Source organism: Amycolatopsis sp. cmx-4-54 (assembly GCF_046548895.1).
Taxonomy (GTDB): Bacteria; Actinomycetota; Actinomycetes; order Mycobacteriales; family Pseudonocardiaceae; genus Amycolatopsis.
The window spans coordinates 182,877-201,657 of record NZ_JAEBEJ010000010.1 but is presented as its reverse complement, the minus strand read 5'-3'; the positions used below and the strand labels follow the sequence as shown (position 1 = coordinate 201,657).

General features: G+C 70.0%; 15 protein-coding genes and 1 riboswitch. Of the genes, 12 read left to right on the top strand and 3 right to left on the bottom strand.

Annotated elements, in window-relative coordinates; genetic code table 11:
• Positions 1-162: 162 nt before the first annotated feature.
• From ACLJQ7_RS30155 to ACLJQ7_RS30120, 8 genes are all read left to right on the top strand, one after another.
• Positions 163-1,761, top strand: a complete 1,599-nt coding sequence (locus ACLJQ7_RS30155; RefSeq protein WP_410651547.1) for a penicillin-binding transpeptidase domain-containing protein — start codon at positions 163-165, stop codon at positions 1,759-1,761.
• Between the two features lie 43 nt (positions 1,762-1,804).
• Positions 1,805-2,488 carry an ArsR/SmtB family transcription factor gene (locus ACLJQ7_RS30150; protein WP_410651546.1) on the top strand — a complete coding sequence of 228 codons (684 nt, stop codon included), beginning with the start codon at positions 1,805-1,807 and terminating at the stop codon, positions 2,486-2,488.
• A gap of 112 nt (positions 2,489-2,600) precedes the next feature.
• Entirely contained in the window at positions 2,601-4,079 is a 1,479-nt protein-coding gene (locus ACLJQ7_RS30145; protein WP_410651545.1) for a potassium/proton antiporter, read from the top strand.
• Positions 4,080-4,210: 131 nt separating this feature from the next.
• Positions 4,211-4,903 (top strand): M23 family metallopeptidase, encoded by a 693-nt coding sequence (locus ACLJQ7_RS30140; RefSeq protein WP_410651544.1) that lies wholly within the window; start codon positions 4,211-4,213, stop codon positions 4,901-4,903.
• Positions 4,904-5,031: 128 nt separating this feature from the next.
• Positions 5,032-5,146, top strand: a riboswitch (SAM riboswitch).
• A gap of 32 nt (positions 5,147-5,178) precedes the next feature.
• Entirely contained in the window at positions 5,179-6,534 is a 1,356-nt protein-coding gene (locus ACLJQ7_RS30135; RefSeq protein ID WP_410651543.1) for an aminotransferase class V-fold PLP-dependent enzyme, read from the top strand.
• Positions 6,535-6,553: 19 nt separating this feature from the next.
• Positions 6,554-7,189, top strand: a complete 636-nt coding sequence (locus tag ACLJQ7_RS30130) for a hypothetical protein (protein ID WP_410651542.1) — start codon at positions 6,554-6,556, stop codon at positions 7,187-7,189.
• Positions 7,190-7,213: 24 nt separating this feature from the next.
• The gene (gene lspA, locus ACLJQ7_RS30125) at positions 7,214-7,777 is read left to right on the top strand and encodes a signal peptidase II (protein ID WP_410651541.1); all 564 of its coding nucleotides are present in this window, start codon (positions 7,214-7,216) and stop codon (positions 7,775-7,777) included.
• Positions 7,774-8,700: an RluA family pseudouridine synthase gene (locus ACLJQ7_RS30120; protein ID WP_410651540.1), complete on the top strand. Its 927-nt coding sequence runs from the start codon at positions 7,774-7,776 to the stop codon at positions 8,698-8,700. The genes lspA and ACLJQ7_RS30120 overlap by 4 nt, the downstream gene beginning before the upstream one ends.
• Before the next feature lie 41 nt (positions 8,701-8,741).
• Here the strand turns inward: ACLJQ7_RS30120 and ACLJQ7_RS30115 are convergent, their stop codons facing one another.
• Positions 8,742-9,719, bottom strand: coding sequence for an AsnC family protein (locus ACLJQ7_RS30115; RefSeq protein WP_410651539.1), 978 nt, complete (start codon positions 9,717-9,719; stop codon positions 8,742-8,744).
• Between the two features lie 135 nt (positions 9,720-9,854).
• On the opposite strand from ACLJQ7_RS30115, the gene ACLJQ7_RS30110 reads away from it, so the two are divergent.
• The 4 genes from ACLJQ7_RS30110 to ACLJQ7_RS30095 all read left to right on the top strand — a co-directional run bounded on the left by ACLJQ7_RS30110 (position 9,855) and on the right by ACLJQ7_RS30095 (position 15,637).
• Entirely contained in the window at positions 9,855-13,178 is a 3,324-nt protein-coding gene (locus tag ACLJQ7_RS30110; protein ID WP_410651538.1) for a DUF885 domain-containing protein, read from the top strand.
• Positions 13,179-13,216: 38 nt separating this feature from the next.
• Entirely contained in the window at positions 13,217-14,257 is a 1,041-nt protein-coding gene (locus ACLJQ7_RS30105; protein WP_410651537.1) for an LLM class F420-dependent oxidoreductase, read from the top strand.
• Between the two features lie 204 nt (positions 14,258-14,461).
• Positions 14,462-15,418: a Ppx/GppA phosphatase family protein gene (locus ACLJQ7_RS30100; protein WP_410651536.1), complete on the top strand. Its 957-nt coding sequence runs from the start codon at positions 14,462-14,464 to the stop codon at positions 15,416-15,418.
• Between the two features lie 39 nt (positions 15,419-15,457).
• A complete protein-coding gene (locus tag ACLJQ7_RS30095; protein WP_410651535.1) occupies positions 15,458-15,637 on the top strand; it encodes a hypothetical protein in 180 nt (59 codons plus the stop codon).
• Between the two features lie 8 nt (positions 15,638-15,645).
• On the opposite strand, the gene ACLJQ7_RS30090 is transcribed toward ACLJQ7_RS30095, so the two are convergent.
• Both ACLJQ7_RS30090 and ACLJQ7_RS30085 read right to left on the bottom strand, forming a co-directional pair.
• A complete protein-coding gene (locus ACLJQ7_RS30090; protein WP_410651534.1) occupies positions 15,646-18,006 on the bottom strand; it encodes a glycoside hydrolase family 65 protein in 2,361 nt (786 codons plus the stop codon).
• Positions 18,003-18,737, bottom strand: coding sequence for an HAD family hydrolase (locus tag ACLJQ7_RS30085; protein WP_034319137.1), 735 nt, complete (start codon positions 18,735-18,737; stop codon positions 18,003-18,005). The genes ACLJQ7_RS30090 and ACLJQ7_RS30085 overlap by 4 nt, the downstream gene beginning before the upstream one ends.
• Positions 18,738-18,781: the final 44 nt, after the last annotated feature.

Below are 18,781 nucleotides of genomic sequence, written 5' to 3'. Positions count from 1 at the left end.
AAGGGGCCTTTCATTGCAGTCAAGAGGTGCCGATCACCGGGATCACGAAAAGGATTCGGATCAGCGGCTTTCCCGCCCGAAGCGCGCCTTGCGCGGGGGCAAACGGCAGGCTGGCGCCCGGGGGCGCGCGAGGGGCGCGCCACACTGGGGGAGAGCGAATCCATGAGTCCTGCCCGGAAAAGAGGGATCCTGATCGGCGCCGCGCTGGCGGTCGTCGCCATCGTGGTGGCCGCGGTGGTGCTGCTGGTCAAGGAGGACCGGGCGCCCGCGGCCGCCGCCGGCCCGGGGGAGTCCACCGAGAACGCGCAGGACAGCCCGGCGCAGGTCGCCGCCCGGTTCCTGCGGCTGTTCGACATGGGTGACCTGACCACCGCCCCGGTCGACGATCCGGCGGCCGCCACGGCCGCGTTGACCGGGACGCGCAACACGCTCAACGGGGCGTCCGTCAAAACGTCCCTCGGCGAGGTCCCGACGACGCCGGGTGACGCGCCTTCGACGTCGGCCACCTTCCACGTCGCGTGGACTTTCGCCGGCAACAGCGTCTGGAAGTACGAGGGCAAGCTGGACCTGGTGCGCAACGCCGGGAAATGGGTCGTCCGCTGGGCGATGTCGGTGATCCACCCGAAGCTCGAAGCCGGGCAGCGGCTCGCCGTCGCGCCGGTTTCGGCCAAACCGGTGGTGGCCGACCGTGACGGCAAGGCCCTCGTCGGCGGGGACGCGGCGGGTGTCGCGCCGATCCTGCAGGGGGCGTTGTCCAAGGTCGCCTCCGGGGAGAACAGCGGCACCGGAGCGACCGTCACCGTGTCTCGTGTGGACGCCTCCGGAAAACCGGTCGAGACGCTCTTCGGACAGTCTGCCGAGACGGACAAGCCGTTGGTTTCGACCTTGAGCGTGGCCTCCCAGACCGCCGCCCAGAAAGCCGTCGACGGCTTTCAAGGCCCGGCGATCATCGTCGCGATGAAGACCTCGGGCGAGCTACTGGCGGTCGCGCAGAACGGCGCGGCCGGGAACCAGCCGAAGGCCCTCAACGGCCTGTACTCGCCGGGTTCGGCTTTCAAGATCGCCACGGCGACCGCGGCGTTGCAGCAGGGCGGCGTCACCGCGGACTCCCCGTTGGCCTGCCCGGGCAGTGCGCAGATCGGAACCCGCACGCTCAAAAACGACAGCGGGTTCGACCTGGGGACCGTCTCGCTGAAGACGGCGTTCGCCGCGTCGTGCAACACGACCTTCGGGCGGCTCGCCGAACAGCTGCCCGCGGACGGTCTCGCGAAGGCCGCGAGCCAGTTCGGCCTCAACGCCGACTTCGAGATCCCGGGGCTCGCGACGGAGACCGGCAAGGTGGAGCCGTCCGGCAGCGGTGACGAGCAGGTCGAAGCCGGGATCGGGCAGGGCAGGGTGCAGGTCAGCCCGCTGGGCGCGGCGCTCATGGCCGCGACGGTCGCCACGGGGAAGCCGGTGGTCCCGAAGCTGTGGCAGGGCCTGGAGACCAAGGTCAACGCCGGGTACCAGGCGCCGCCGGCGGGAGTGCTGAACCAGGTCCGCGCGATGATGCGCGAGGTCTGCACGACCGGGACGGCGAAGGCGCTGAAGGGCAGCGGAGCGGTCTTCGGCAAGACCGGGACGGCGCAGTTCGGATCGGGTGCGGACGCCAACGGCTGGTTCGTCGGCTACCGCGGTGACGTGGCTTTCGCCGTCATGCTCGAAGGTTCCGACGACTCCAAACCCGCGGTGCAGCTGGCGGCGAAATTCCTGGCGGGCTGACGCTTCGGCGGTCGCCGAACCGTCGGTCTTCTACGGTGGACCCATGGAAACGATCGCCCTGGCCGAGGTCGCGGCCGTGCTCGCCGATCCGAGCCGCGCGTCGATGTGTCTCGCGCTGCTCGACGGGCGTGCCTGGACGGTGACCGAGCTGGCGGGCGCGGCCGAGGTGGCCGCGTCGACGGCGAGCGAGCACGTGACGAAACTGACCGAGGCCGGCTTCGTCGTGCGGGTCAAGCAGGGGAGGCACAGTTACGTCCGGATAGCCGACCCCCGGGTGGCGGAGCTGATCGAGCATCTGGCGCAGCACGCCGAACGCCGGCCGGTGAAGGGGTTACGGTCGTCGGTGCGGGTGAAGCGGCTCGAGTTCGCCAGGACCTGCTACGACCACCTCGCCGGGACGGTCGGGGTCGCGTTGCGGGACGGGATGCTAGCCGCCGGGCTGATCGACGACGCCGGCGGCCTGACGCTGACCGGTCGCGGTCGCGAGGTGCTCGGCGCGCTCGGGGTGGAGATCGACGACGGCCGCCGCCCGATGCTGCGTGACTGTCTGGATTGGACGGTCCGGCGTGATCATTTGGCGGGCCGGGTCCCCTCGGCGTTACTGTCACACGGAGTGAGCGCCGGCTGGTTGTCCCGTGAGGGCAACCGCGCGGTGAAAGTCCTGCCCGCGGCGGATAAGCCGTTCGCGGAACTCGGCGTCGACCTGGTGGCCCTGCGCAGTCCCTAATGGACAGTCTGTAACACAGGCGGGCCGGACGGCTTTCGGCCGGTACACGGACGAGTGACGAGCACCGCCTCACTATTCTGGAGCCCTCACGGCGACCGGAACGGGAGGCGACATGGAGCAACTCCCGCTCATCCTCGGCACCGGTGGCGCCGTGCTTCTTGTCGCCGTGATCGCCGTCCGGGTGTCGATCCGGGTCGGCCTTCCTTCGCTGCTGCTGTACCTGGGGATGGGGGTCCTGCTCGGCGAAGCCGGGTTCGGCATCCAGTACGAGAACCCCGAGCTCACCCAGTCGCTCGGCCTCGCGGCGCTGGTGATGATCCTGTCCGAAGGTGGCCTCACCACCCGGTGGTCGGCCGTGAAACCCTCGCTGGGCATCGGAATCGCACTGTCCACAGTGGCCGTGGTGGTGAGTATCGCGGTCACCGGCGCCGCCCTGCACTGGTTGCTGGGACTGGACTGGCGGATGGCGTTGCTGTGGGGCGCGGTACTGGCCTCGACCGACGCCGCCGCGGTCTTCTCGGTGCTGAGATCCGCGGGGATCGGCAAGCGGCTCGTCGGCGCGCTGGAGATCGAGTCGGGCATCAACGACGCCCCGGCCTACATCGCCGTCGTCGTCCTCGCCGAGGGCGCGACCATCGACTGGTCGCTGCCGCTTCTGGTGGTCTACGAACTCGCCGCCGGGCTGGTGATCGGCCTGGCCTTCGGCTGGGGCGGGGCGTTCGCGCTGCGCCGGGCGGCGCTTCCCGCCACCGGTCTGTATCCGCTGGCCACGGTCGCGGTGTGCGTCGTGGCGTACTCGAGCGGGCAGCTCGCCCACGCGTCGGGCCTGCTCGCCACTTACGTCGCGGCCCTGGTGCTGGGGAACTCTAAGCTGCCGCACCGGTCGGACACGCTGTCCTTCGCCGAAGGGCTCGGCTGGCTCGCGCAGATCGGCCTGTTCGTACTGCTCGGCCTGTTCGCCTCGCCGAGCAGGATCTTCGAAAGCCTGATCCAGGGCCTGGTCGCGGGCGCGGTGGTGCTGCTGCTCGCCCGCCCGTTGTCGGTGCTGCTGTCGGCGCTGCCGTTCAAGATTCCCTGGCGAGAACAGGTGTTCCTGTCCTGGGCCGGGCTGCGCGGGGCGGTCCCGATCGTGCTCGCGCTGATCCCGCTGTCGTCCGGGGTGCCGGGTGCGCAGGAGCTGGTCGACGCGGTGTTCGTGCTGGTCATCGTGCTGACACTGCTCCAAGGAGCGACGCTGACGCCGCTCGCGAGAGTGCTCGGCCTCGCCCAGCATGCCGAGGCGCACGAGATCGACGTCGACTCCGCGCCGCTCGACGAGATGGGCGCGGAACTCCTGCAGGTCCGGATCAACACCGGATCCAAGATGCACGGCGTCTACCTGGCCGAACTGCGGCTGCCCGCGGGGGCGACGATCAGCCTCCTCGTCCGCGACGGCTCCGGCTTCACACCGAACAAGAACACCAGGCTCCAGGAACGCGACCAGTTACTCGTCGTGACCACCGCTGAAGCCCGTGACGCGGCCGAACGACGCCTGCGGGCCGTCGACCGCGCCGGCCGTCTCGCCAGGTGGAAGGGCGAATCCGGCCAGTAGGTCACGAACCGGCACCAGCTGTTCGTCGGTTGATCTCAGAAAATTCTTCCCTTCCGTACTCCTTTTGGATTACTTTCCCCGCAATCGACTCCATCGAATGGGTGAGTGTCGCGGGGTAAGGAGTACGCAAGGTGACGAAACTTCCTGTGCGGTTCGCCGGTCTGGGGGCCGCTGTGGCACTCGTCGGAGTGGTTCTCGCCGCTCCGACGGCGACTGCTGCGCACTCGGCCGGTGCTTTCCCCGCGTTCGGGCTGCCCTTCGGCACGGGCCAGTCGGTCTACTCGGCGGGGATCCACTCGGACAACGGCACGTCCGGAGTGAAGAACGCCATCGACTTCAGCCCCGGGGACAAGACCGTTCGCGCCCCGCTGGCCGGAACGGTGCGGATCCAGCACTGCTCCGGTGGTGGCTGGGTGACCGTCGACCACGACGGCGGCTGGCGGACCGGGTACTACCACCTGGAAGGCATCTCGGTCACCGACGGCCAGAAGGTCGCCCCGGGCGACGCCCTCGGCCGGACCGGCAACGCGCTGCCCTGTGGTGGCAGCAGCACCGGCGCCCACGTGCACTTCACCCTGTGGACCCTGCCCACGGCCGCCGCGCAGGGCGGCGACTCGCGCGATTTCGGGGTCGGCGCGGGCAATTGGAACGGTATGTCCTACGACGAGGTGTCGACCAAGGTCGCCGAGGCCTATGGCGAGGCCGTCGACGGCAAGACCTTCGGCGGCTGGCAGTTCACCGCGGGCACCGATCAGTACTCCGGCACCGCGACCGAGGTCTCCTCCCGCGCGACCGTCCCGCTGCCCGGCCGATTCCGGGTCTGACCTGCCGTTGCCCGGCGCGGCGCGGCGCCGGGCAGCGGTTCTTCCCGCTTGCGGAGCACGTGAGCGGCGTCTCAAGATGCGGACGAGGGCTGGCTCGATCGCCCGCCCATCCGCTAACTTCGTCCGTAGGTCACGAGTGTCAGCGTCAAGCCCCGGCTAGCTGACCGGCAACCCTCCTACCGCGGTGGGGTGCCCCGGGTGAGGACCTGGCTCGTCGCGTGGTGCGACGGGCAAGCGCGGGATCCTCGTCGGGTCCCCTGACCCGGAGGACGACGATGACTCTCGCTCTCGAACGCACCAGTGTTCCCGCTGAAACCGTTGCCACCCGCGAAATCCCGGCGGTCGCTTGCGCCGATCTGCGGGTTCCGCTGGTCACCGGCGGCGACATCGGCTACGCCAACCTCGATCACGCGGCGAGCGCCCCCTGTCTGGACAAGGTGCGTTCCGCGGTCGACGAATTCCTGCCCTGGTACGCCAGCGTGCACCGCGGCGCCGGGTTCGCCTCGCAGGTCTCGACCAAGCTTTACGAGCGCACGCGCGGAATCCTGCGCGAGTTCGTCGACGCTCGGTCGACCGACACCGTCGTGTTCACCCGCAACACCACCGATTCCTTCAACCTTCTCGCGCGCAGCCTGCCGAAGCACACCTCGGTCGTCGTGTTCGACACCGAGCACCATGCCGCGCTGCTGCCGTGGAAGGGGCCGAACGTCCGCCGGATCGAAACCCCTCGGACCCGCCTCGCCGCGGTGTCCGCTGTGGACGAAGCGCTCGCGGACTGCCCGCAGGGCCCGCGTCTCGTGGTGCTCACCGGCGCGTCCAACGTGACCGGGGAACTGTTGCCGGTCAAGGAGATCGTGGCCGTCGCGCGGCGGCACGGCGCCCGGATCGCGCTCGACGCGGCGCAGCTCGCGCCGCACCGGAAGATCTCGATACGCGAACTGGGCGTCGATTACGTCGCGCTGTCGGGGCACAAGCTGTACGCGCCTTTCGGTGCCGGCGCGCTGATCGGCCGCGCCGACTGGCTGCGCGCGGCTCAGCCGTACCTCGCCGGTGGCGGCGCGACGAAACTCGTCAACCGTGACTCCGAAAACCTCGGCGTGGTCTGGAATTCCGGTCCCGAGCGGCACGAAGCCGGTTCCCCCAACACCGTCGGCGTCTACGCGCTCGGGGTCGCCTGCGAGACCCTGGCCGCGAATTGGGATGGGATCGTCGCCCACGAGGAGGAACTGCTGGCGCGCCTGCGCCGCGGCCTCGCCGCCATCCCCGGCTTCGCCGAACTGCGGCTGTTCGACGCGCCGGTCGACCGGGTCGGCACGCTCAGTTTCGTCGTCGACGGCTTCGACCCTGGCTGGCTCGCCGCGGTGCTGTCCGCGGAATACGGCATCGGCGTGCGAGACGGCGCGTTCTGCGCGCACGTGGCGACGAAGCGGCTGATCGCCGTGGCCGGCTCGACGGGGCAGCAGGCCGTGCGGGTCAGCCTCGGCCTCGGGAGCACCACCGAGCACGTGGACCGGATCGTCCTGGCGCTGCGCCAGATCGTCGCCCGCGGCGCGCGCTGGCAGTACGAGAAGCCGGAAGGCCGCTGGGTGCCGGAGAACGATCCGCGGGAGCTTCCCCCGTTCTGCGCCTGATCCACTACCCTCACCCCGCATGGGGAACGAGCGACCGCGTTACTGGTTTCCGCTGGCGTCGCTGGGATTCGCCCAGCTGCTTGTGGTGGCTTTCGGCGGGATGTGGTCCGGGGGCTGGTTCGCCTACGCGCCGGCCGGTGGGCAGCAGTTCCTGACCCAGAATCTGTATGGGGTCGGTGATGGCCGGTACGTGGGCTTGTACGGCGTCGAGATGAGCCGTGAGACCGCGGCCGCGCTGGACATGTCGTTCGACGTCGCCGCCGGACGGACGGACGGCTGGCTGTTCGCCGTTCTCGCGGTCTACCTCGGCACGGTGCTGTTCTACGCCATCCGGACGAAGGCCATGCGCTGGTGGAAGGTCGCCGCGATCGCGCTCGGCGGTCTGGTCGCCATCGTGCTGGCGGATCTGGTCGGCTACTGGGAATTCGATCTCGACGGCGACACCCGGAGCGCGATCCTGCTGACGCTGGGCCTGGCCGGGCTCGCCTGGCTGGAGCGCAGCGTGCTGGTGCTGGTCGTGGCCGCCGCGTTCGTGCTCTGCGCGGTCGTGCTCGCTCAAGGGCAGCTCGCGCTGGTGCTGTCGTCGCTGGTCGTGCTCGCCGGGGCGTTCGCGGCGCTGCTGAGCAGGCCGAAGACGGCCGCCGGGGAGTCCTGAACACACTCAGTGGACAATGGGGCGGTGAGTACTGAGCCCGAAACGGCGCCACCGTCGCCACCGCTGCCCAAGAAGCGCGTCGCCGTGGTGTTCGCCGTCGCCGCGGTGCTGTGGGGGATCGACCTCCTCACCAAGCAGATCGCCGTGTCCACGCTGGAGGGCAGGCAGCCGGTCGAGTTCCTCGGCGGGCTCGTGTACTTCCAGCTGGTGCGCAACCCCGGTGCCGCCTTCTCGATGGCGACCGGGCTGACCTGGGTGCTCGCGCTGGTCGCGATCGCCGTCGTGATCGCCATCGTCTGGCTGTCCCGGCGGCTGCGCTCGGTCGGCTGGGCGATCGGCCTCGGCCTGGTGCTGGCGGGCGCGCTCGGCAACCTGACCGACCGGATCTTCCGCGCGCCCGGCCCGCTGCAGGGGCACGTGGTCGACATGATCTCCGCGTTCGCGCCGAACGGGCAGGGCTGGGCGATCTTCAACGTCGCCGACTCCGCGATCTGCGTCGGCGGCGTGCTCATCGTGATCCTTTCCTTGCTGGGCAAGGACTACGATGGAACGTCTACAAAGGACAAGAAGAAGGCGGCGAGCGAATGAGCGCGCGGATGTTGCCCGTTCCCGACGGGCTCGACGGCATGCGCGTCGACGCGGGGCTGGCGAAACTGCTGGGGCTTTCCCGCACTGTCGTGGCGGAGCTGGCCGAATCCGGCGAGGTCCTCCTCGACGGCAGGCCCGCCGGGAAATCGGACCGGCTGACCGCCGGCGGACTGCTCGAAGTGACGCTGCCCGATCCCGCGTCGGCCATCGAGGTCGTCGCGGAACCCGTCGAAGGCATGAAGATCCTGCACGACGACGACGACATCGTGGTGATCGCGAAGCCGGTCGGCGTCGCCGTGCACCCGAGCCCCGGCTGGACCGGGCCGACGGTCGTCGGCGGGCTCGCCGCGGCAGGGCTGCGCATCGCGACTTCAGGTGCCGCGGAACGCCAGGGCGTCGTGCACCGGCTGGACGCGGGCACCACCGGCGTGATGGTCGTGGCGAAGAGCGAGCACGCGTACACCGTGCTGAAGCGGGCGTTCAAGGAGCGGACCGTCGACAAGGGCTACCACGCCATCGTGCAGGGCCACCCGGACCCGACGCGCGGCACCATCGACGCGCCGATCGACCGGCACCCCCGGCACGACTACAAGTTCGCCGTCGTCCAGGGCGGGCGGCCCAGCGTCACGCACTATGAGGTCGTCGAGGCCTTCCGCGCCGCGTCGCTGGCCCAGATCAAACTCGAGACCGGGCGCACGCACCAGATCCGCGTGCACTTCTCGGCGCTCAAGCACCCCTGCGTCGGCGACCTGACCTACGGCGCCGACCCGGTGCTGGCGCGCAAGCTCGGGCTCTCCCGGCAGTGGCTGCACGCGAAGACACTCGGCTTCGCCCACCCGTCCGACGGGCGCTGGGTCGAGTTCGAGTCGGAGTACCCGGACGACCTGGCCAACGCGCTGCGGACCCTGCAGGACGAGAACTAGGCACTGCCCGCATTCAGTCCTCTGAATGCGGAACGGGCGCGTCAGTCCTCGATCGACCAGGTCAGCGTGCGCTCGTCCGGCTCGGGCCGCGGTGACCAGCGCACGGCGACCACGCGGGTCGCGTCCGGCAGCACGTAGACGGTGTGCCCGCCCAGGGTCTCCCCGGGCCGGACGCCGATCTTGTGCGGCGGCCGCGACGTCAGCGAGACCGGCGCCTTCGTGATCGGCTTGCCGTCCGCGGTGAGCAGTTCGAGGTAGTTGTCCGGGAGCGACACGAACGGGATGTTGCCGCGGTTGGTGATCTCGGTGTGCACCACGACCGACCGTTCCCCGGCTTCCAGCGAGTAGCCCGCGGCGCTGAACAGGTAGTCCGCCGGGTCCTGGACCTCGAGCAACTGCACGGTGAGCTGCTCGCCCTCCAGACCCTGGGTCTCCATCACGTCACCGGTGCGGCCCTTCTTGCCTTCCGGGGCGGCCTGCGGGGTGACCTGCTGTTCGTCGCCGCGTGCCCAGGACGCGGTCTGCGGGACGCCCCAGGTGCTCATCACGGGGTCGGCGGGCGCCATCGGGGGCGGCGCGAACTGCTGCGGAGCGGGCGGCCGCGGAGGCGGTGCCATCTGCTGGCGCACCGGGGCCGACGGCGGACCGGGATAGCGGCCCGACGGCGTGCCGTGCACGTTGTACGCGCCCGACGGCGTGCCTTGGACGTTGTACGGCCCGGAGGGGGTGCCCTGGACGTTGTGCGGTCCCGAATGCCCCGGCGGACGCTGGAGCTGCGGAGGTTGCTGGGGCTGCTGAGCCCATGAGGGCGGCGCGCTCGCGATGGCGGCCCGTAGACCGTTCGGGTCGCTTTCCACGCCCACGAGCAGCGGCAACCCGCTGCCGGAGAGGGCGACCAGGCGGTACGCGACCTCGCGCGGGTCCATCCCGACCTTGGCCGCGAGTTCGTGGACCGCCGCCTTGCCCAGGTCCGCGAGGGCGGCGAGCAGGCGGATGTCCACGGGATCGGTCACGGCCACGTCCGGGAACGCTACCGTCTCGCCCTCGGCGCCGCGGGGAGAGGCCGCCCGAGCGCGGCAAAACCCGGCTTCGGTAGTACGCGGTCTCCATTAGGGTCGGGTCACCGCCTCCATCGACCTCTGGGGAAAGAAAACATGAGCGAAGTCTCCGCCCTCGCCGACGAGTTCGTCGAAGCCCTCTTCGACGCCGAGCCGGTCATGCCCGCTTTACAGGGCTTCCGCCCGGAATCGACCGGGCTCAGCGATCTCAGCGAGGCCGCCGGGGACGCCTTCCGCGCGCGGCTGGCCGGGCTCGCCGAGCGGGCCGAGGCACTCGCCACCGACGGTCTGAGCGCGGAGGAGAAGACCACCCGTGACGTCCTGATCGCGATGGCGCGGTCGAGGATCGCGCTGCTGGACTCGCGATTCGTCGAGTTCACCGTCAGTGACCTGTTCATCTCGCCCGCCGCCGAGGTGCTCACCGTCCTGCCGATGATGTCGGTCGGGACGGGCGCGCAGGCCGAGGCGCACCTCGGACGGATCGCCGCGATCCCGGAGTACCTCCGGCAGGCCGCTCAGCGGCACCGTGACGGCGTCGCCCGCGGCCTGGTCCCGGTCGCCTACCTCGTCGACAACGCCGTCGCGTACCTCGACCGGCACCTCGCCGAGCCGTCGGCCGATCCGCTGTCGCGCCAGCCCGCCCCCGACGAGGACTTCGAGGCCCGCCGCGCCGAACTGCTGCGTGACGTCGTCCGGCCCGCGATCGCCGAGTACCGTGAGGTGCTCGCGAAGGAGATCGCGCCGCACGGCCGTCCCGAGGACAAGCCCGGCGTCTGCTGGCTGCCCGACGGCGAGCGCATCTACGCCCTGCTCGCCGAGATGCACACGACGACCGACCGCACCCCGCGTGAGCTGCACCAGACCGGGCTCGACGTGATCGCGGGCCTCGCCGCCGAGTACCGCGAGTACGGCTCGCGGGTCTTCGGCACCAGCGATCTCCAGGAGATCTTCACCAAGCTCCGCTCCGATCCGGCCCTGCGCTGGTCCGGTGCCGACGAGCTGCTCGACTCCGCCCGCGCGGCCATCACCAGGGCCGAGGCCGAGGCGCCGAAGTGGTTCGGCCGGATCCCGCCGCAGCCGTGGACGGTCGAGCCGGTTCCCGCCGAATCCGCGCCCGGCGCGCCCGCCGCGTACTACATGTGGCCCGCGGTCGACGGCTCCCGGCCCGGGATCTATTTCGCCAACACCCACAAGGCGGAGGAGCGATTCCGGCACGCGGCCGAGGCGACGGCGTTCCACGAGGCCATTCCCGGCCACCACTTCCAGCTGAGCCTCGCGCAGGGCCTCACCGAACTCCCGCTGCTGCGCCGCATCGGCGACTTCACCGCGTACGCCGAGGGCTGGGGCCTGTATACCGAGCGTCTCGCCGACGAGATGGGCCTGTACTCCGACGACATCGCGAAGCTCGGCATGCTGACGATGGATTCGATGCGCGCCGGACGGCTGGTCGTCGACACCGGGCTGCACGCGCTGGGCTGGAGCCGCCGTCAGGCCATCGACTTCCTCGCCGAGAACACGCCGATGGCGCCGGTGGAGATCGAGTCCGAAGTGGACCGGTACATCGCCTTCCCCGGCCAGGCGCTGTCGTACATGGTGGGCCGGCTGGAGATCCAGCGCATCCGTGCCGAGGCCGAACTGAAGCTGGGCGGCCGGTTCGACATCAAGGCCTTCCACGACGTCGTACTCGGCGGCGGCGGGCTGCCGCTCTCGGTGCTGGACGGTGTGGTCCGCGACTGGGTCGCCGGCCACGGCGACACCCCGAACGGTCTCGCCGACGAGCTGATGGAGCTCAAGTTCGAGGAGCTTCCGCTGTGGCGCTCGCTTCTCGGGCTCCCCGGCGACGAAGGCGCGCTGCCCGATCCGAGCGCGGAGGCCGCGATCGCGCAGCGCGCGACGGCGGTCGCCATCGCCGAGCGCGCCGAAGCTCTTGACACCGAAGGGCTTTCTCCGGCCGAGGTGGTCACCCGCGAGGTCGTGATCCAGCAGGCGAAGGCGATGGTCGACGTCATCGACGCCCGTGCCGCGGAGTTCTCGGTCAGCGACGGGCTGGCCTCGCCCGCGCTGTTCCTGCTCAACGAACTCGCGGTGCTGTCGCTGAACGACGAGGAAAAGGTCCGCGGTTACCTGAAGCGGCTGGAAGGCATGGGCGCCTACCTGGACGCCCTGATCGTGCGTCAGCGCGCGGCGGCGGCCGACGGGCTGGTCCCGCCCGGCTTCCTCGTCGAAGGCGGGATCGCTTACGTGGAGCGTTATCTCGGTGACGAGGCGGGGGATCCGCTGGCGCTCACCGCGTCCGTCTCCGTCGAGGGCTACGAAACCGAACGGGACCGGCTGCTGGCCGAGGTCGTCCGGCCCGCCTACACGCGGTATCGCGACTTCCTCGCCGACGAGCTGCGTCCCGTGGCGAAGCCGGAAACCGAGCCGGGTCTCTGCGCGCTCCCGGGCGGGCAGGAGAAGTACGCCGCGCTGATCCGGGCGCACACGTCCACCGAGCGCACCGCGCGGGAGCTGCACGACACCGGCCTCGACATGATCGCGAAGCTGGCCGACCAGTATCGCGAGCTGGGCGAGAAGATCTTCGGTACCAAGGATCTCGAGGAGATCTTCGAGCGGCTGCGCACCGACCCGGCCCTGCGCTGGCGGGACGGCGACGAACTGCTCGACGCCGCGCGTGACGCCATCACCCGCGCCGAAGCCGTCGCCCCGCGGTGGTTCTCGACCGTGCCCGAGGAGCGGTGCCAGGTGGAGCCGGTCCCGCCCGCGGAGGCGCCCGGCGGCACGCTGGCGTACTACATCGAGGCGTCGCTCGACGGCTCGCGGCCGGGCACCTACTACGCGAACACCCATGAGGCCGAGCAGCGCCCGAAGCACACGAGCGAGGCGATCGCCTTCCACGAAGCCGTGCCGGGGCACCACTTCCAGATCTGCATCGCGCACAAGCTCAAGGGCCTGCCGATGTTGCGCGGGCACGCCGACGTCAACGCCTACGTCGAAGGATGGGGTCTCTACTCGGAGCGGCTCGCCGACGAGATGGGCCTGTACTCCAGCGATCTGACCAGGTTCGGCATGCTCACCCAGGATTCGATGCGCGCCGGACGGCTCGTCGTCGACACCGGGATGCACGCGCTCGGCTGGAGCCGTCAGCAGGCCGTCGACTATCTGGCCGAGAACACGCCGATGGCCGGGGTCGAGATCGAGGCCGAGATCGACCGCTACGCCGCCGTTCCCGGGCAGGCGCTGTCGTACATGGTGGGACGGCTCGAGATCGAGCGGATCCGGGCCGAGGCCGAGGCCGCGCTCGGCGACCGGTTCGACATCAAGGGCTTCCACGAGGTCGTGCTGAGCAACGGGATCCTTCCGCTGCGCGTGCTGGACGACGTGGTGAAGGAGTGGGTGGCCGCGCAGGACCCCTCGGTCTAAGCTAAGCGAACGCTCAGTAACTTCACGAGGAGATGCCGATGAGGATCGGGACCGCGATCAGCTACGCCGGTGGTTTCGCCGACAGCGTGGCGGACATCGTCGAGCTGGAGAAGGCCGGGCTGGACATCGTCTTCGTCCCCGAGGCCTATTCGTTCGACGCGGTCAGCCAGCTCGGCTACGTCGCGGCGAAGACCGAACGGGTCCAGATCGCCTCGGGCATCTTCCAGATCTACACGCGGACCCCGACGCTGACCGCGATGACCGCCGCCGGGCTGGACTTCGTCTCCGACGGCCGGTTCACCCTCGGCATCGGCGCGTCGGGTCCGCAGGTCATCGAGGGTTTCCACGGCGTGAAGTACGACGCGCCGCTCGCCAGGACCCGCGAGATCATCGACATCTGCCGTCAGGTGTGGCGGCGGGAGAAGGTGGTGCACTCCGGCACGCACTACTCGATCCCGCTGCCACCCGAGCAGGGCACCGGCCTCGGCAAACCGCTGAAGCTGATCAACCACCCGGTGCGCGCCCGGATCCCGATCCTGCTGGCCTCGATCGGCCCGAAGAACGTCGCGCTCACCGCCGAACTGGCCGAGGGCTGGGAGCCGATCTTCTTCCACCCCGAGAAGGCCGCCGAGGTCTGGGGCGCGTCGCTGGCCGAGGGCAAGGCGAAGCGCGACCCGTCACTGGGCGAGCTGGACACCTTCGTCGGCACCGCGCTGGCGATCGGTGACGACGTCGAAGGCCTGCTGGACCACCTTCGCGGCATGCTGGCGCTCTACATCGGCGGCATGGGCGCGCGCGGGAAGAACTTCTACAACAGTCTCGCTCAGCGGTACGGCTACGAGGCCGAAGCGAAGCTCATCCAGGACCTTTACCTGGACGGCAAGAAGGACGAGGCCGCCGCGGCGGTGCCGAAGGAGCTGATCCGGGCGATCTCGCTGATCGGACCCGAGGGCTACGTCAAGGAGCGCCTCGCCGCCTTCCGTGAGGCTGGTGCGACCACGCTGGTGGTCAACCCGCTACTGCCCGGTCGTGAGGCCCGTGTGGCGCAGGTTTCGAAGCTTCGCGAACTCGTCGGCTAGGCGCTCGGCGGGGAGGCGAACCTCTCACCTGTATCGATAAGGTACGCTTGACCTGCGTCGGTGTACCCCCTTCGTGGTCAAAAAACGCCCTCCCGGTGAAAAGAGCACGTAAACCACGCCTGAACGGCCGGAAAATCCGCCATTATCAGGAGTGAAAGCGAGACCTCGGGGGAATCCGTTCGCGACGAAGGTGAGGTGCCTCGCGTGCGCAAGCAGATCGGCGAGCCATCCGCCGCGGTCCTGGACGTCGGGTCGTTCAGCGCACGGCTGGTGGTCCTGGCCAAGGGCGGTTCGCCGCTCGACCCCGCGCTGAGCCACCAGACGCGGCTGCGGCTGGACAGGGAACTCGACGATGACGGCAACCTGACCCGGCGCGGTATCGACGCCGTCGCTTCCGCGGTCGAGGCGGGGATGACGATGGCCGCCAAACACGGCGTCGAACGCGTGTACCCGCTCGCGACCTCCTCGATCCGCGACGCGAGCAACGTCAAGCAGGTCGTCCGCGACGTCGAGAAGGCCAGCGGGGTCAAGCTGCGGTTCCTCACCGGCCGCCGCGAGGCCGAACTCGCCTACGTCGGCGCGCGCCGGTGGTACGGCGCTTCCGCCGGCGGGCTGCTGGTGCTCGACATCGGCGGCGGGACCGTCGAGCTCGCCGCCGGGGACGGCGAGGAGGCGGGATTCGCGCACTCCCTGCCGCTCGGCGCCCGGTCACTCACCCGGGACTGGTTCGCCACCGAGTGCCCGTCGCCCAAGGTCGTGCGGGCGATGCGGGAACATGTGCTCGACGAGGTCCGCGACGCGATGCAGGACGTCCTCCCGCAAATCCGCGACCATCGCGCCGTCGGCTGCTCCAAGGTGCTGCGGCAGCTCGCCCGGCTCGCCGGCGACCGGCCGTCCCGCTCCCGGGAACTGCACCTCGACGACCTTCGCGCGTGGATCCCGCGGCTGGCGAAGCTGCCTGCCAAACGCCGCGCCGAACTGCCGGGCATTTCGAGACAGCGCTCCCACCAGGCCCTCGCGGGCGCGATCGTCGCCGAGGCGCTGCTGACGCTGGCCGGTGGCCAGGTCGCCATCTGCCCGTGGTCCACCAGGGACGGGCTGCTGCTCGGCATGCTCGACGGGCTGGTCACGCTGGAGGGCGAACCGGCGAAAGCCGCTTGAAGACTGGCGCATCCGGCCGCGAGCGGGTACCCCGGACACATGAGGGAAAGCAAGAAGAGCATCGGGCAGGACGAGGAAGAAGACCTCGACGACCTTCGCAAGATCCAGCCGAAGACCGACGTGCCCAGCGCGCCCAACCCCGACGTCGGCCCGCACGGGACCAAGGAGGTCGACGGCGTGCCGGGCAGCGGCGAAGTACCGGTCGAACCGCCGGACTGACGGACCGGTCACCCGTCCTTCGGCTGCCTCCGTGCCGGAGCGCGGCCCGCGGGCTGCACCGGCGCCGGACCCGGGTCGAGTGCCGGGATCGGCAGCCGCACCGGCTCGGCGGTCACCGTGAATGTCTCGCCGTGGTGCGCCAGTTCCAGCGGCGCCCCGGTGATGACGTGGTACGTCGCGCCCTCGCCGTCGATCTCGACCTGGAACCGGGTGCCGCGGAAGGTCAGCCGGAACGCGATCCGCCGGAGCTGCGGCGGCAGCCTCGGCGCGAAGGTCAGCCGCCCGCCGTAGTCGCGCAGCCCGCCGAAACCGGCGACGGTGCCCTGCCACGCGCCCGCCAGCGAGGCCATGTGCAGACCGTTGCGGACGTTGTTGTGCACGTCGTGCAGGTCGGTGAGCGCCGCCTCGGCGAGGTAGTCGTAGGCCAGTTCGAGATGCCCGACCTCGGCCGCCACCACCGCCTGCGTTCCCGCCGACAGCGAGGAATCCCGTACGGTCCGCGCCTCGTAGTAGGCGAAGTCGCGCGCCTTTTCGTCTGAGGAGAAGGAATCCCCGCACAGATGCAGCGCGAGTACGAGATCCGCCTGCTTGACCACCTGTTTGCGGTAGAGGTCGAAATACGGGTAGTTCAGCAGCAGCGGGTAGAAATCGGGGTCCGTCGCCTCGAAATCCCACTCGTCGTGCTCCAGGAACCCTTCGGACTGCGGGTGTACGCCGAGGTCCTCGTCGTAGGGCACGAGCATCGCGTCGGCGGCCTTGCGCCACGACGCGACCTCGTCCGCGCCGACCTCGAACCGCCGGGCCACGTCGTCGTGCTGACCGACGATTTCGGCGGCGTAGAACAGGTTCCGGCGGGCCATCAGGTTCGTGTAGACGTTGTTGTCCGCCACCGCGGAGTACTCGTCCGGTCCGGTGACGCCGTCGATCCGGAACCGGCCCCGCCGGTCGTAATGCCCGAGCGACAACCACAATCGCGCGGTTTCGAGGAGCAGTTCCGCGCCGCAGGTCCGCATGAACTCGTCGTCGCCGGTGGCGTTGAGATAGCGCACGACGGCGTCGGAGATGTCCGCGCTGACGTGGAACGCCGCCGTGCCCGCCGGCCAGTACGCGGAGCACTCCGCGCCGTTGATGGACCGCCAGGGGAACGCGGCGCCGCGTAAACCCAGCTGCGCCGCCCTTTCCCGCGCCTTGTCCAAAGTGGAGTGACGCCAGCGCAGTGCGTCGCGGGCGGCGTCCGGCATGCTGTAGGTGAGTACGGGAAGGACGAAGGTCTCGGTGTCCCAGAACGCGTGCCCGTCGTAGCCGGGCCCGGTCAGCCCCTTGCCCGCCAGCGCCCTCGTCTCGCCGCGGGCCCCGGCCTGCAGGAGGTGGAAGAGCGCGAACCGCACGGCCTGCTGCAGTTCCGGGTCGCCCTCGATCTCGATGTCCGACGTCTCCCAGAAATCGTCGAGGAACTCCTTCTGCTCGGCGAGCAACCCCTTCCAGCCGGTCTGCCGGGCCCCGGCCAGCGCGGCTTCGACCTGCGCGCGCACGGCGGGCACCGAACGCTGCGCGGACCAGCCGTAGGCGAGGAACTTCGTGATCCGCAACCGCCCGCCCTTGGGCACGTCGACGGCGATGGTGAGCCGCGCCAGATCGTCCTCGGCCTCGATATGCGTGCGCACGCCGTCGGAGACGTCGATCTTGTGGTCCATCGCGGCGGCCATCCGCAACCCGGATTTCCGGGTCTGGTGCACCAGTACGGCGTGATACGCCTCCGCGTGGTGGTATTCCGCGACCAGCGGCGACTCCAGCGCCGCCGCGACCCGCGGATCCCGCGTGTCGGACTCGATCGGTTCGTTCGCCAGCAGATCCGACTGCACCACCAGCTGGAGTTCGTCGTCGAGCGGTTCGACCTCGTACCGGATCGCCGCGACGGCCCGCTGGGTGAAGGAGACCAGGCGTTCGGTCTTCACCCGGACCCGGCGGCCGGTCGGCGAAGACCAGACGGTGTCCCGCGCGAGGGTGCCCTTCCGGAAGTCGAGGACGCGGTCGTGTTCGGTCGCCTGGCCGTACCGCATGTCGAGCGGCTCGTCCTCGACCAGCAGCCGGATGATCTTGCCGTCGGTCACGTTGACGACGGTCTGGCCCTCTTCGGGGTACCCGTAACCGGTTTCCGCGTAAGGAAGATCGTGCTGTTCGTAGAAGCCGTTGAGGTAGGTGCCGGGAAGACCGCGCGGTTCGCCCTCCTCCAGCGTGCCGCGCAGGCCGATGTGCCCGTTGGACACCGCGAACGCCGATTCGGTGCGCTGCAACGCGTCGACGTCCATTCCGTGCCAGCGCAGCTCCCAGGGCGCGACCTCGTAGCCGCGGAGAAGCGATTCGGTCACTTGCGGTCCTCCAGGAGTTCGGCGAGGTCGTCCACCACGACGTCGGCGCCGTGCGCGAGCAGTTCGCCCGCCTGATGCGCGCGGTTCACCCCGACCACGTAACCGAAACCGCCGTCCTTGCCCGCCTGCACACCCGCGAGGGCGTCTTCGAAGACGGCCGCGTTCGCCGGTGCGACACCGAACGCCTCGGCGCCGGCGAGGAACGAATCGGGGGCGGGTTTGCCGCGCAGGTTCCTCTCGGTGATCACGATCCCGTCGATCCGCGTTTCGACGAACTTGGTCAGGTCGGCGGCGTCGAGCACCTTCGCGCCGTTGGCCGACGAGGTGACGACGCCGATACGCAACCCCGCCGCCTTCGCGGCCTCCAGATATCGGACGGAACCCGGGTACGGGGTCACGCCCTCGTCTTCGATGATCTTCAGTACCAGCTGGTTCTTCCGGTTTCCGATCCCGTTGACGGTGGCGGCGTCGATGCCGTCGTCCGGACTGCCTTCGGGCAGTTCGATCCCGCGCGAGGTGAGGAACGTGCGGACGCCGTCGGCCCTCGGCCGTCCGTCGACATAGGCCGCGTAGTCGTTGTCGGTGAACGGCGAGAACGCGTCACCGTCGCGGGCGCGCAGGAATTCGTCGAATGTGCGTTTCCACGCTGCGCGATGCTGGGCCGCGGTTCCGGTCAGTACGCCGTCGAGGTCGAAGAGGCAGGCCGTGATGGTGTCGGGCAGACCGATCATGTCTGGCCACGCTACCCGCGCTCGGCGGTGCTCGCTCGGCTTCG

Coding starts and splice junctions, on each gene's coding strand:
- ACLJQ7_RS30155 (WP_410651547.1), top strand. CDS start 163: ATGAGTCCTGCCCGGAAAAGAGGGATCCTGATCGGCGCCGCGCTGGCG.
- ACLJQ7_RS30150 (WP_410651546.1), top strand. CDS start 1,805: ATGGAAACGATCGCCCTGGCCGAGGTCGCGGCCGTGCTCGCCGATCCG.
- ACLJQ7_RS30145 (WP_410651545.1), top strand. CDS start 2,601: ATGGAGCAACTCCCGCTCATCCTCGGCACCGGTGGCGCCGTGCTTCTT.
- ACLJQ7_RS30135 (WP_410651543.1), top strand. CDS start 5,179: ATGACTCTCGCTCTCGAACGCACCAGTGTTCCCGCTGAAACCGTTGCC.
- ACLJQ7_RS30130 (WP_410651542.1), top strand. CDS start 6,554: ATGGGGAACGAGCGACCGCGTTACTGGTTTCCGCTGGCGTCGCTGGGA.
- ACLJQ7_RS30120 (WP_410651540.1), top strand. CDS start 7,774: ATGAGCGCGCGGATGTTGCCCGTTCCCGACGGGCTCGACGGCATGCGC.
- ACLJQ7_RS30110 (WP_410651538.1), top strand. CDS start 9,855: ATGAGCGAAGTCTCCGCCCTCGCCGACGAGTTCGTCGAAGCCCTCTTC.
- ACLJQ7_RS30105 (WP_410651537.1), top strand. CDS start 13,217: ATGAGGATCGGGACCGCGATCAGCTACGCCGGTGGTTTCGCCGACAGC.
- ACLJQ7_RS30095 (WP_410651535.1), top strand. CDS start 15,458: ATGAGGGAAAGCAAGAAGAGCATCGGGCAGGACGAGGAAGAAGACCTC.
- ACLJQ7_RS30085 (WP_034319137.1), bottom strand. CDS start 18,737: ATGATCGGTCTGCCCGACACCATCACGGCCTGCCTCTTCGACCTCGAC.